12 protein-coding genes and 1 pseudogene are annotated in these 13,144 nt (G+C 63.0%); 4 read left to right on the top strand and 9 right to left on the bottom strand.

The annotated features are described in order from the left end of the window. Nucleotides 1-196 precede the first annotated feature (196 nt). The 7 genes from KI235_RS17345 to KI235_RS17315 all read right to left on the bottom strand — a co-directional run bounded on the left by KI235_RS17345 (nt 197) and on the right by KI235_RS17315 (nt 6,678). Nucleotides 197-946 (bottom strand): AraC family transcriptional regulator, encoded by a 750-nt coding sequence (locus tag KI235_RS17345; protein WP_003202553.1) that lies wholly within the window; start codon nt 944-946, stop codon nt 197-199. A 113-nt stretch (nt 947-1,059) separates the two neighbouring features. After that, the gene (locus KI235_RS17340; RefSeq protein WP_003202551.1) at nt 1,060-2,316 is read right to left on the bottom strand and encodes an FAD/NAD(P)-binding oxidoreductase; all 1,257 of its coding nucleotides are present in this window, start codon (nt 2,314-2,316) and stop codon (nt 1,060-1,062) included. Continuing rightward, entirely contained in the window at nt 2,313-2,549 is a 237-nt protein-coding gene (locus KI235_RS17335) for a 2Fe-2S iron-sulfur cluster-binding protein (RefSeq protein ID WP_003202550.1), read from the bottom strand. Before KI235_RS17335 ends, KI235_RS17340 begins: the two co-directional genes overlap by 4 nt. Next, a complete protein-coding gene (locus KI235_RS17330) occupies nt 2,542-3,657 on the bottom strand; it encodes an FAD-binding oxidoreductase (RefSeq protein WP_038858895.1) in 1,116 nt (371 codons plus the stop codon). The genes KI235_RS17335 and KI235_RS17330 overlap by 8 nt, the downstream gene beginning before the upstream one ends. Next, complete coding sequence (locus KI235_RS17325; protein WP_003202546.1) at nt 3,654-4,586, bottom strand: 4-hydroxyproline epimerase; 933 nt, start codon at nt 4,584-4,586, stop codon at nt 3,654-3,656. The genes KI235_RS17330 and KI235_RS17325 overlap by 4 nt, the downstream gene beginning before the upstream one ends. Nucleotides 4,587-4,698: 112 nt before the next feature. Continuing rightward, nucleotides 4,699-5,370 (bottom strand): GntR family transcriptional regulator, encoded by a 672-nt coding sequence (locus tag KI235_RS17320; protein ID WP_013693520.1) that lies wholly within the window; start codon nt 5,368-5,370, stop codon nt 4,699-4,701. A 141-nt stretch (nt 5,371-5,511) separates the two neighbouring features. After that, nucleotides 5,512-6,678, bottom strand: a complete 1,167-nt coding sequence (locus KI235_RS17315; protein ID WP_100263815.1) for an MFS transporter — start codon at nt 6,676-6,678, stop codon at nt 5,512-5,514. Between the two features lie 136 nt (nt 6,679-6,814). Here KI235_RS17315 and KI235_RS17310 point away from each other — a divergent pair, with 136 nt between their 5' ends. Together KI235_RS17310 and KI235_RS17305 are read left to right on the top strand one after the other, a co-directional pair. Beyond that, complete coding sequence (locus tag KI235_RS17310; protein WP_027911918.1) at nt 6,815-8,206, top strand: PLP-dependent aminotransferase family protein; 1,392 nt, start codon at nt 6,815-6,817, stop codon at nt 8,204-8,206. A 259-nt stretch (nt 8,207-8,465) separates the two neighbouring features. Beyond that, the gene (locus KI235_RS17305; protein ID WP_212795188.1) at nt 8,466-10,607 is read left to right on the top strand and encodes a TonB-dependent siderophore receptor; all 2,142 of its coding nucleotides are present in this window, start codon (nt 8,466-8,468) and stop codon (nt 10,605-10,607) included. Nucleotides 10,608-10,673: 66 nt separating this feature from the next. On the opposite strand, the gene KI235_RS17300 is transcribed toward KI235_RS17305, so the two are convergent. After that, the gene (locus KI235_RS17300; RefSeq protein WP_003202538.1) at nt 10,674-11,408 is read right to left on the bottom strand and encodes an SDR family NAD(P)-dependent oxidoreductase; all 735 of its coding nucleotides are present in this window, start codon (nt 11,406-11,408) and stop codon (nt 10,674-10,676) included. A 127-nt stretch (nt 11,409-11,535) separates the two neighbouring features. Between KI235_RS17300 and KI235_RS30485 the strand changes: the two are divergent. Further along, nucleotides 11,536-11,649, top strand: a pseudogene (locus KI235_RS30485) (metal ABC transporter ATP-binding protein); the annotation flags it as partial. Between the two features lie 94 nt (nt 11,650-11,743). Here KI235_RS30485 and KI235_RS17295 read toward each other — a convergent pair. Further along, the gene (locus tag KI235_RS17295; protein ID WP_003202537.1) at nt 11,744-11,950 is read right to left on the bottom strand and encodes a 4-oxalocrotonate tautomerase family protein; all 207 of its coding nucleotides are present in this window, start codon (nt 11,948-11,950) and stop codon (nt 11,744-11,746) included. A gap of 128 nt (nt 11,951-12,078) precedes the next feature. On the opposite strand from KI235_RS17295, the gene KI235_RS17290 reads away from it, so the two are divergent. Next, the gene (locus KI235_RS17290) at nt 12,079-13,002 is read left to right on the top strand and encodes a LysR family transcriptional regulator (protein WP_013693517.1); all 924 of its coding nucleotides are present in this window, start codon (nt 12,079-12,081) and stop codon (nt 13,000-13,002) included. The last annotated feature ends 142 nt before the right edge of the window (nt 13,003-13,144 follow it).

Here is a 13,144-nt window from a genome sequence, read left to right as displayed (position 1 = left end):
ATTGAGGATTTCGTATACGATATTAGATAAGCAATCGGCGTGCCCGTTTCTGGTTGAGGCGCAGTAATGTCACTGGAGGGCTGATCTAGAGGCTTTCATGCCGGGCGTTAACAAGCTGGGCGAGGAGGCGGTGCTGGGGCGGGGTGTTACAGATGGGAGCAATCACGGGGCTCGACGCCCCATCAGGGAACAAGAATCAGCGCTGATTTTCGCGATACTGGCTCGGCGAAAGGCTGGTCAGGGCCCGAAACTGGCGGCTGAAGGCGCTGTGGTCGGTGTAACCGCAGCGCAGGGCGATCTCGGTGATCGGCAAGTCTTTGTCGAGTAACAGCCGCGAGGCTTCTTCCAACCGTGCCTTGTGAATCATCTGCCGCGGCGTGAGCTGGAAGATGCGTTTGCAGTGCCGCTCCAGTTGCGCCACCGACAATTCGGCAATGGCGGTCAGCTCGGCAAGGCTGATGGGGCGGGCGAAGTGCTGCTTGATATGGGCATCCACCGCCGCCAGTTTGTGGAACGCCGGATGGCTCGATTGCGGCAGTTGCAGGTCGCGGGAAATGCCGGCCAGGCCGACGACCTGGCCGTTTGGATCGTGCAGGGCGAGCTTGTGGGTCAGGCACCAGACGGGCTGGTTGCCGTAATACAAATGCAGTTCGAGCTGGTCGGCCAACTCCCGCCCGCTGGCCAGCACCCGGCGGTCCTGTTCGGTGTACAGCGGGCCGAAGCGCTCGGGGAATACCTGTTCGGCGGTGAGGCCGAGCAGGTCGCCGCTGTGTTTGAAACCGCAGCGGCGGGCCAGGGTCTGGTTGACGAAGGCGTAGCGGGCCTGTTTGTCCTTGATGAAAAACACCACGTCCGCGAGGGTGTCCAGCAGAGGAGCGATGGGTTGCAGGCTGCGCAGCAGGGTGTCGAGGTCGCAGGGGGCGAAGGCGGTGAGCGAGGGGTACATGGCCGGCGTCGTCTTTTTTGTGGGAGCTATGGCGCAGTGTCAGTCGAAAATGTAGTGCCTGTCACGCCGCCATCGCGAGCAGGCTCGCTCCCACAGGGAAGTTGTTTTCGGGTTCAGGTGGGTGGGGTTTCTTCCAGGTTCAGCAAGGTTTCGATTCGCGCCGGGCTGAAGGGTGGGCGGGGTGTGGGCGGTGTCCAGCCGAACAGGTGTTCCAGGACAGCGCCGCACACTCGGCCCTGGCAGGCACCCATGCCGCAGCGGCTTGCCAGTTTTGCTTCGCGCCAGTTTTCATGGCCGACCAGTTCGCCGTACGGTACGTCTTCGCAGCGGCAGACCAGGGTATCGTTGCGGGCCAGGGTCTTGAGCCGTGGATCGAGGGCGAAGGCCTTGCTCAATGCCCCGGCGAAACTCTGCCAGCGTGCGCGGCGCGGCCACAGCTGCTGGGCGGCTGCGCTATTGCCAACCGCGGCGTGGCCGGCGATGGCGCCTTCCACCAGCGCCAGTTCGCTGCCGCCAAAACCGGTGCATTCCCCGGCGGCGTAATGTTCATGGCGAGTGGTCGCTTGCCAGGCGTCAACCGCCAGCGCCTGGTCTTCAACCGCGCAGCCCAGGGCCTGGCCTAATTGAGTATTGGGAATCAGCCCAAAGCCGCAGGCGAGCCGGTCGCAGGCCAATTCAATCGTCTTGCCTTGCTGATGCAGTCGCACACCCTCCAGCCGTTCCCGACCGAGCGCTTCCACCACATGGGTGTCGGTGCGGTAGTGCTGGTCGAACAGACTGAACGATTGGAAAAATTTGCCTGGCCAACGTGGCAGTTGCGCGGCGAAACCGACGACAGCGGTGCGGCTGGCCTGCTCGGCGATGCGCAGCACACGTGCACCTTGATGCTTCGCGGTGGCGGCGCCGGCCAACAGCAAGGGGCCGCTGCCGGCGATGACCAGCCGTTCGCCACGCACCGGCAAGCCACCTTTGATCAGCGCCTGCAAGCCGCCAGCACCGGTCACGCCGGGGAGTGTCCAGCCGGGAAACGGCAGCAACAACTCACGGGCACCGGTGCAGAGAATCAAGCGCTCGTAGCTGATCTGCCAGCCGCGCTCGGCATCTTCCACCAGCAAGGTTTTATCCGCCGCGCAGGCGATCACGCGGGTGCCGGCATGGCAGCGCACGTTGGCGCAGCTTTGCAGTTGCTCGCGCAGGCGTCGGGCGGCGCTGGGCAGGTTGGCCTGGGGCCCGTCGCGCCAGATCTGCCCACCGGGCAGCGGGTTGTCGTCCAGCAGCACGATGCGCGCGCCGCTGCTGGCTGCGGCGAGGGCGGCGGCCATGCCAGCGGGGCCGGCGCCGATGATCAGCAGGTCGGTGGTTTCGTTCATGGTCGGGTCTGCACCTGCATGCCGTCGTGGCATAGGGTCTGGCAGGCCAGGCGTCGACGGCCGTCGATCAGCACCCGGCACTCCTGGCAGATACCCATGCCGCACAACGGCGCACGGCGCTGGCCGCTGACCGAGGTGCGACTGCAACCATCCGCGCCCAACGCCAATGCCGCCGCGACGCTGGTGCCGTTGGCGACGGACAGCGGGCGGCCGTCCAAAAACAAGTCAGGCATGGGCCGGTTCTCCCAAGAAACGCTGCGGCAGGTAAGGCTGCGCGGCCAGTGGTGGGGTTTCGTCGAACAGCTGTGCGACGAGCAGGTCGGCCGTTGCCGGCGCCGTTGTGACGCCCAGTCCTTCGTGACCCACCGCCAGCCACAGCCCTTGGCGCTGTGGATGTTGGCCCACCAGGGGCAAGCCGTCGGGACTCGCTGCGCGAAAACCGGTCCAGGCCCTGATGCCGTTCAGATGCGCCAGCCCCGGCAGATAATCGACGGCGCGCTTGAGCATCTTCGCCAGCATCCAGCCTTCCACCTGCGGGTCAAGCGTGCCGAACTGCCGCGAGGCGCCGATGAACAATTGTCCGGTCGGGCGTGGCTGGATATTGCACGCCACCGACGGCCCGCTGGCGTTATGGGCGCTGGTTACATAACCCAGTTCCACCAGGGTGTGGGTGACGGTAGTGGGGTAGCGGTCGGTGATCAGCAAGTGGCCCTTCTTCGGCACGATCGGCAGTTCCGGGCATAATTCAGTGGCCTGGATGCCATTGGCGAGAATCACCGCTTCGGCGCTCAACCAGCGACCGTCGTCGAGGCGCACGCGATGACCGTCGACTTCGCTGACCTGCGCCCGTTGCTGGCGAATGTTCGGCGCGTCCAGCATCCAGCGCGCGGCCGCCGGGGCGTAGAGGATGCCGTCGCCCTTGATCAGCAGCCCACCTTCCAGCCCCGGACGCAGCTCGGGTTCACGCTGATGCAGCGCGGCGTGGCCGATCAGTTCGCAGGCTTCGCCATGGGCCAGCAGGTTCAGGTATTTGCTATGGGCCACCGCCATTTCTTCGGCATTGGCTGCCAGCCACAAGGTGCCGTTGTTGCGCCAGGCGCAGCCGTCGGGCAGGGCTGGGGCCAGTTCGCGCCAGCGTTGCAGGGAATATTGACTGAGGGCCAGTTCCGCCGGGTTGTCATCGAGCACCAGCAGGTGCCCCATGCCGGCCGCCGTGGCGCCGTGCCAACCGGCGTCCAGCACCAACACGTTGACGTTGCGTCGGGCCAATGCCTGGGCACAGGCTGCACCGATGATGCCCGCGCCGATGATGATCACGTCGGCGACATGGCCCTCGCTCACGGACGAATGCCCCAGGCGAACGGGTCATCCGCTTCGATGATCAGTGTGGTTTCGGCGCTGATGTAGGCGCGACCGCGAATGGTCGGCACGATGCGCTCGCCAGAGTGCTCATAGGAACCCTCGAACTCGCTGCCAATGACACTGGCCTGGCGCCAGATCTGGCCGGGTTGCAGTTTTCCATCGGCGGCCAGGCACGCCAGTTTGGCGCTGGTGCCGGTGCCGCAAGGGGAGCGGTCATAGGCCTTGCCCGGGCAGAGGACGAAGTTGCGGCTGTCGGCTTGCGGGTCGTCGGCAAACAGTTCGATATGGTCGATCAGGCCGCCGTCCTCGCCGCGAAAACCCTGCTGCTCCAAGGCTTGCTGCACGGCGTAGGTGTAGGCGGTCAACGCGTCGAGGTTATCGCCGGCCACGCGCTGACCATGTTCGGCGATCAGGAAAAACCAGTTGCCGCCCCAGGCCACGTCGCCCACCACCTGGCCGATGCCGGGCACTTCCAGGGTCAGGGCCTTGCGGTAACGGTAGGCCGGCACGTTGCGCACGCTGACCGAGCGGTCTTCGTGCAAGGTTGCCTGTACCGTGCCCACTGGGGTTTCGATGCTGTGCACGCCGGGGCCGATCCTGCCCAGGTGGGCCAGTGACGCCACCAGGCCGATGGTGCCGTGGCCGCACATGCCCAGGTAGCCGCTGTTATTGAAAAAGATCACGCCGGCACAGGCGCTCGGGTCCACCGGCTCACAGAGCAGCGCCCCCACCAGCACATCGCTGCCCCTCGGTTCGAGCACGCAGGCCGTGCGCCAGGCGTCGTGTTCCGTGGCCAGGCGTTGCTTGCGCTCGGCCATGCTGCCCTGGCCCAGGTCAGGAAAACCGTCGGTGACCAGTCGGGTCGGTTCGCCGCCGGTATGGGAATCGATCACGGTGATGCGTTTCATGGGAGGGCCACGTCCGTTCAGATGAGTGACGGCAAGCGTGGCCCGCGCCGGGGGGCGACGGCTTGATGGTTTTACCTGTCGCCGATGACGAAATCGGCACAGTGCCGATCCATCAATGGCTGGAAGGCAGGAACTTGAACAACGTCTCGCAGACCCCGGCGATGTGTTCGTCCAGCAGCTTCACCGCGTGCTCGACATCACCGGCGCGGCAGGCCTTGATGATTTCCCGGTGCTCGTGATCGGCGCGTTCCTTGCCCGCCGAAAGGCTCATTTGCATGCGCAAGTAGCGCTCCAGCTTGTCGTGCACCGAGCGGATCAGACTAACCATGAAGGGCCGTTGCGCCGGTTCGTAGAGGCAGGCATGCAGTTGCCAGTTCAGCTCGGCCCAGCGCCCGACGTCGTCTTCACCGACGAACTCCCGGCAGATGCTTTCGGCGCGGGCGAAGGTGGCTTCGGTCATGTTGGGAATCGCCAGGCGCAGCACTTTGTCTTCCAGCAGCATCCGCACTTCGAACATCTGCGCCAGCTCCGCCTCGGAAATGCGCGTCACCATCGCCCCACGATTGCGCTGGAACATCACCAGGCCCTCGGCCTCCAGGCGCTTGAGGGCTTCGCGCACGGGGATCTTGCTGACGTTGAACTGCCGGGCGATGTCATCCTGGCGAATGGGCTCGTCCTCGGCAAAGTGCCCGGCCACGATGGCATCGCGCAGGTGGCGGGTGATGATTTCCGAGGTGGAAGGGGTGTTGCCCAGGTCAGGCAGGTTGAACTTGGATAAAGTCACGGCGGCGGGTCGTTCGGCTTAGGTGGGGATATGGTATACGACTTTGTCGAGCGCGGTGTCGAGCTGTCCCAGGCTTCCTCCAATCCTTCAGCCAGACCCCTGTGGCGAGGGAGCAAGCTCCCTCGCCACAGGTTGGTGTGCTCAGCCGTGGGATAGCTGGCTCACATAAGCTTGAGTCCGGACGATGCGCCATCCGGTGATAGACGCCCCCGCCAGCAGCGCCAGGCCGAACACGATCAACGCCACATCAGCGCCGAAATGATCGGCCAGCAACCCGGTCACCACCACCGGGATGCTGAACCCGACATAGGCGAACAGGAAGAACCCGGCGCTGACCCGGGCCTTTTCCGTGCCGGCCATGGCCGTGATGGCTGACAACCCGCCCAGGTACAGGAAACCGTAGCAGGCGCTGCTGGCGCCCAGTGCTCCGAGCAACACGGCGAGCAGGGAGCCGGCGCTCGCGCCCCAGGCCAGCAACGCATAGCTCGCGGGCAGGATCAGCAGACCCAAGCCCGTCGCCCTGGCCGGTTGCATGCGCCGAACCCAGGGCTGGAAGAGCAAGCCGCAACTGATGACCGTGAAGGTCGACAGGCCAGACCAACGCTGCAAATCATGGGTCGCCAGCACCGACGGCAATATGGCGATGACCAGGCCCGAGGTCGCCCAGGCCAGCAGCATGGAAAAACTGTAGGGCAGGCTGCCGGCGGGAAACAACGGCAGGCGCAGCAGCGGAGCGTCTTTGATTTTCAACGCCGGGTCCGGTAGCCGCCAGACCACGACGATCGCCATGGCAGCCAACATCAGCTGCAACCAGAAGCTGCCAGGCGTGTCGCTGTGATGGACGAACAGGAACAGACTGGTCAACGCCGCGCCCAGGCCAAAGCCCAGGGAAGTGCTGGCGGTGACCCGGTTGGCTGGCGAGCGGGGATCGCGGGTTGCCATTAGCTCGGCCATATAGGCGGTTGATGTGGCCGAGGCCAGCCCTGTGCCGACCCCCATCATCAGGCGCGCCACGCCCAGCGCTTCCAGGCTCGGCCAGAGCAGTGTCACCAGCGTCGCCAGCATCGACAGCCCGAGGGCGACCAGGATCAACGGTTTGCGTCCCACCCGGTCGGCCAGCCCGCCAAACGCCAGCAGAACCGGTAGTACGCCCAGCACATAACCGGAAAACGCCACCGCCGTGGCGCCGGCCCCGTAGCCTGACAACTGCGCGTAGGTGGTGTACAGCGGTGCCTGCAGGTTGACCGCAAGGGTGATCAGGCAAAGGCCGAAAGCCAGCCCCCAGGAATGTCGATGCGATGGGTTCAAGGGTGTTCCTTAAAGGGTGTGCATGAAGTCCCGGGGACTATCTCTGCCGGGCACCGCGCAAACAAGGAACAGGTCCAGGCCATTTGTGCTTAACTGTTCGCTAAAAATTCGAGAACACTTAGCCAAGAGTGCAGCCGTGGACCTGAAGATCGATCGCAACGTTGCCGAACCCGTGATCCGGCAGCTCGTGACGCACCTCATGGGCTGGATCAACGCCCATGGCATCCGCCCCGGCGCGCGCATGCCATCCATTCGCCAACTGGCCCGGGAAAACGGCCTGAGCCAGTCGAGCGTGATCAAGGCCTATGACCAACTGGTCGCCAACGGGGTGCTGGAGTCTCGACATGGCGCGGGTTTTTTTGTCGCGCAGCAGTTGGTCCGACCCGTGGAGCCGGAGCCCGAAACGGATAACGCGCGGTGGCGGTTGTTCGACAATGAATCGACGCAGCTCAAGCTCGGTTGCGGCTGGCTGCCCGACGCCTGGCGCGACGACACCGACCTGGGCCAGGCGATCCGCCAAGTGGTGCGCAGCGACAACCACGCGTTGTTCAACTACAGCACCCCGTTGGGCTCGCCTCATCTGCGCCTGCACATTCAAAAGCGCCTGGGCCTGATCGATATTCACGTCGACCCGGGGCAAATCATTACCACCCAAGGTGCCAGCCAGGGCCTCGACCTGCTGGTACGAACCTTGCTCAAGCCCGGTGACCTGGTGCTGGTGGAAAGCCCCGGCTACTACAACCTGTTCAATCTGCTGAAGCTGCATGGGGTCAAGACCGTGGCGGTGCCGAGAACCGCGCAAGGCCCGGACATCGCCCGCCTGGAACAGCTTCTCGGCGAGCATAAGCCTTCGTATTTCTTCATCAACAGCATGTATCAGAACCCCACCGGCACCAGCCTGGCGCCGAGCGTGGCCTATCGTCTGCTGCAACTGGCAACGGCCCATGACTTTCGCCTCATCGAGGACGACATCTACGCCGATTTCCAGAACGGTCCGACCTCACGCCTGGCCTCCCTGGATGCCCTGGACCGGGTGATCTACCTGGCGAGTTTTTCCAAGACGCTGTCCAGTTCGCTGCGCGTCGGCTACGTGGTCGCCCATCCCGAGATCATCCAGCGCCTGGCCGAAGTCAAGATGATTACCGGCATCGGTTGTTCGCTGCTGGCTGAAAACGTGGTGGCGACGTTGCTGGCCAACGGTGCCTATCGCAAGCTGATCCAGCGCTTGCGCCAGCGCCTGAACAAGCAGATGGCGAGCACGCTGCGCCAATTGGACCCGGCCCAATGGGAGGTATTTGCCGAGCCGATGGGGGGCTTGTTCGTCTGGGCCAGGCCTCGGTGCCTGGCGGCACAACGGGTGCAGCAGATGGCCCGAGAGCTGCAGATCCAACTGTCCCAAGGCTCGACGTTCCTGCCCCAGGGCGAGGCGTGCGACTGGTTGCGGTTGAACGTGGCTTATACCCAGGATCATCGTGCGCAGGTGTTCTTCCAGCGGGTGGAGCAGGAGTCGATTGCGGCGGGCCAATAGGGTATGGGGGATTGTTCTGGCGCCATCGCGAGCAAGCTTTGCTCCCACAGGGGAGGGCCGGGGCCAGTCACAAGACTTGTACCCACTGAAGATCTCTGTGGGAGCAAAGCTTGCTCGCGATAGCGGACTAAACGGTCACAAAAAAATCACAGTGTTAATGGGAATAAATATCAAACAGGAATGAGTTGTTGTATCTTTCGCGACACATTCTTGTCAGCCTCCAGATGTGGTGGCTTTTTTCCATTAGGATTGTGCATCGATGCGTCGGATTCTCGTTTCACTGTGTGTGCTCCAGGCTTACTCCGTTTCCACCTGGGCAGAAGAGCCAATCCCTGCCACCCCGTCGACCCTTGAGCTGCAAGCCACGGACATCGTCGGTAACGCCGACTATGAATCAGCACAAGGCCCGGTGAAGGGCTATCACGCCACCCGTTCGGCCAGCGCCACCCGTACCGACACGGCGATCCATGAAACCCCGCAATCCATTTCCGTGGTGTCTCGCGACGTTGTCGAAGACCTCGGCGCCACGCGCCTGCAGGACGCCCTCGATTACGCTGGCGGGGTCGGCCGGGGCAACAACTTCGGCGGCCAGGGCCTGACCACCTTCACCGTACGCGGCTTCACCACTGGGGAGTTCTACCGCAACGGCTTCCCGATCAACCGTGGCTACCCGAACATGCCGGACGCCAACACCATCGAGCGGCTGGAAGTCCTGCGCGGCCCGGCCACCATGCTCTATGGCCGTGGCGACCCGGGCGGCACCTTCAACGTGGTGTCCAAGCAGCCGTTGGCCGAGCGTACGGTGACCCTGGGCAGCCAGGTCAGCGACCAGGGGATGCGTCGCGGTACGCTGGACGCCTCCGGTCCGTTGGATGAAGAAGGGCGCCTGGCTTATCGCCTGAACGTGATCGGCGAGGGCGGCGACACGTTCCGCGACCACGTCGAGACCGAGCGCTACGGCATCGCGCCGGTGGTGAGCTGGCAGGTCAACGACACCACGCGCCTGACCTTCGAAGGCGATTTCATGCGCAACAATGCGCCGCTGGACCGTGGCGTGACCCATTACGCCGGCCAGCGCGGCACCGCGTCGCGCGATACGTTCTTTGGCGAAAAAGACGCCGGCAAGTTGCATAACGACAACAACATGCTGCAGGTGCGTTTCGAGCACATGCTCAACGACGACTGGACCCTGGCCGGCGGTACCCAGTGGCTCGACGGCACCTTGCAGGGCAATGCCATCGAAGGCAATGGCATCGCCGCCGATGGGCGTACCCTGGGTCGCAACTTCAACTACCGCAAATTGGAATGGACCGACCGCGACACTCAGCTCAACCTCACCGGGCATTTTTCCACTGGCGGGTTCGAGCACACGTTGCTGACGGGTATCGAGTATGAAGACTACGACTACCAGTCCATTATCCAGCGCTCCTCCGGCGCTGTCGGGGCCTACCCGATCGATATCTTCGACCCGGTGTATGGCCAGCCACGCCCGGCGTTGACGCGCACGCCCACAAATGACCAGGAAAATCTGAAGACGTTTGGTGTATTCGTCCAGGATCAGGTGGCGCTGACTGAGCGCTTGAAGTTGTTGGCCGGGGCGCGTTTTGAGCGGTTCGAGCATGAGTACGAGAGTTTTGTCCCCCAGAACCCGCCCGGTAGCCGGAACTGGAACGTCACCGACAGCGCCGTCACCCCGCGCCTGGGTGTGATCTACGACTTGACCGACACCGTGGCTGTCTACGCCAACACTGCCCGATCGTTCAAACCCAACAGCGGTGCCAGTCGCGAAGGTGGCGGGTTCAAGCCGGAAGAGGGCAAGTCCTACGAAATGGGCGTCAAGTGGGAAGCGCTGGATCGCCAGTTGAGCGTCGATGCGGCGGTTTACCAGATCGAAAAACGTAACGTGCTCACCACTGACCCGGTGGACTCCACCTTCAGCGTGGCCGCCGGCGAAGTGCGCAGCCGTGGTTTCGACCTGAACGTGGCGGGCAATTTGACGCCGGAGTGGCGCGTGATCGGTGGTTACGCCTATGTGGATGCCGAAGTGACCAAGGACATCAATATCCCGTCCGGCACTCGCTTGCTCAACGTGCCCAAGAACACCTTCAGCCTGTTGAACGTCTACGAGTTCCAGGATGGTGGTCTTAAGGGCCTTGGCCTGGGAGTGGGTGCCAAGTACGTTGATGAACGGGCCGGCCAGACTGCGGCGAATGCGTTCTCCATGGACAGCTACACCGTTGTGGACCTGCTCGGCTACTACAAGGTCAACGAGCGGATCCGCCTCAACCTGGACCTGAAGAACCTGTTCGACGCCGACTACGAAGAAGGCGCTTTCGGTAACGTCTATGCCTACCCAGGCGCACCGCGGACCGTGCAGGCTGGCATCTCCTACACGCTCTGAATCCAATGCGTCATGAAAACCCCGAAGGTCCTGCCTTCGGGGGTTTTCTTTTTACCACTTGCCTCTTTACCACTTGCCTGTGCTCATCCCGCCGTCCACCGGCAGTATCGCACCAGTCGTGAAATCGGCGCCCGCCAGGTACAACACGGCCTCGGCAATTTCCTCGACGGTGCCCACGCGACCGGCCGGGGCCAGGTTGTCGAGGAATTCGCGGTGCGCCGGGTCGTGCATGGGCGTGTCGATGATGCCGGGGGCGATGGCATTGACCTTGATGTTGTGAGGCGACAGTTCCAGGGCCAGGGCGCGGGTCATCTGGTTGACGCCGCCCTTGATCAACACCGGCAGAGCGGCCGGCACCTGGATGTTCGGTTGCAGGGCCACGGCGGCTGAAATGTTGATGATGAAGCCTTGCTGGCGCCCGATCATGTGCGCGGCAGCAGCCTGGCTGGCGTAGACCAGCCCCTTGAGGTTGGTGTCCAGCAGCGCGTCCAGGTCCTGGGGGCTGTATTCGACGAAGGGTTTTGGCAGGAAGAAACCTGCGTTGTTCACCAGCCCGTCAACGGCGCCAAACGCCGCGACGGCTTGGCTGATGAGGGCGGTTGAAGTGGCCGGGTCAGCGATGTCGCCGGCCACGCCGATGAAACCCGCCGGGTGGCCGAGCTCGGCGGCGGCAGTGTCCAGGCCGGAAGGGGAGCGGGCATTGCCCACCACGTTATACCCCCGGGCCAGGAACGCCTTGACCAAACCCAGGCCGATCCCGCTGGAAGCGCCGGTGATGATGACGGTTTTGTTGAGGCTCATGATTGACTCCTGATCACATTGAGTTGAACCGATGCGCCGGTGTGGCGTTGGTTGAACTCAGGGTATTGGTGCGCCAGGGTTTGATAAATAAGGCTTCTGGTACTTGAGTTGATACGTCATGTAATCAATGGCCGGAGCCACACATACTCCTGTGGGAGCGAGCTTGCTCGCGATGGCGTCAGGCCAGTCGGTATTGATGGTGACTGACACACCGTCATCGCGAGCAAGCTCGCTCCCACAGGGGATTGGTGGTGGATGTGGGGGCTTGCTGTCAGCCGGGATTGGCAGGCAGAAAAAAGCCCGGTCAGTTGGACCGGGCTCGAAAGGGCAGAGCGTTATTCCTTCGGAAGACTTCGATACTGCGTCGTCGTCATCCCCGCGTACCCCCAGTTATCGGTGTCGACTTCCTCGATCACGATATGGGTCAAGTGCGGGTCCTTGCCCAATACGCGCTGGAGGGTTTCGGTGATTTCGGAAATCACCTGGGCTTTCTGTTCCCGGGTGACGCCGTCTCGGGTAATTCGCACATTGACGAAAGGCATGTTGCACTCCTGCTGCTGAGAAAGTGCGCAGGAAGAATCCCACGCCGTTGAGGGCCCACTGTATTTATATGCCGCAGACTGATAAACAGGCCTTTGGAAACTTCAGTTGATACGCGGTGTAATGAATCATGAAGCGTCATTTCGAAGACCTGCAGTTGGGCAGCATAGAACTGTTCTGCCTGGCGGCGGAGGCGGGTAGCTTCACAGCGGCGGCGCAGTTGGCGGGGGTTACCCCGGCGGCGGTGAGTCGCTCGATCTTTCGCCTGGAAGAGCGCCTGGGCTCACGGCTTTTCGTGCGCACCACCCGCAGCATTCGCCTGACGGAGGCCGGCAAGACCTATTTCGAGCAATGCCGCCAGGCGTTGACGCAACTGGTCGAGGCACAACAGGAAATGATGGGCGCGCAATCGGTGCCGTCCGGGCAACTGCGCATCAGCCTGCCCACCACCTACGGTCATCACCGCATCCTGCCCTTGCTGCCGGCCTTCCGGGCGCTGTACCCGCAAGTCAGCGTGGACTTACACTTGAGCAATCGAAACATCGATTTCGTCGCCGAAGGTTATGACCTCGCCATCCGGGTGCGGGCCCAACCCGACTCGTCGATGATCGCCCGGCTGCTGGAAGACGCAAAACTGGTGGTGGTCGCGTCCCCGGATTACTTGCGCAAGGTCGGCACGCCGCAGGTCCTCGAAGACCTGGACGAGCACGAATGCATCCAGTTCGAATTGCCCAGCAGCGGGCGACGGATTTCCTGGTTGTTCAATGTCGAAGGCAAGGAAAAGGAGGTGTTCGGCGAAGGGGGTTACTGTTGTTCGGACGATGTGCTTGGTGGCGTGACACTGGCCAAGCATGGTGCCGGTTTGTTCCAGACTTACAAATTCATCGTCGAACAGGAGCTCGCCAACGGGCAGTTGGTGGAGGTGCTTGCGCCTTTCGCGGGTCGCTCACGTCCGTTTACCTTGCTCTATCCTCACGGCCGCTACGTACCGCAGCGGGTGCGCGCTTTTGTGGATTTTTTGCTGCAGTACCGAGAGCAGTGGGCCGCGGATTGAGGGGAAAAAACTACCGGTGAGGGGAGCAAACCGTCATGTGATTTTTAAGGCTGAAAATACATATCGATCGTTCCCACGCTCCTGCGTGGGAATGTCGCCAGGGACGCTCCGCGTTCCGCTTCTGGAGTGTGACGCAGAGCGT

The organism is Pseudomonas sp. St386, from assembly GCF_018325865.1.
GTDB classification, from domain to species: domain Bacteria; phylum Pseudomonadota; class Gammaproteobacteria; order Pseudomonadales; family Pseudomonadaceae; genus Aquipseudomonas; species Aquipseudomonas brassicacearum.
This window is presented reverse-complemented; position numbering and strand designations above follow the sequence as displayed.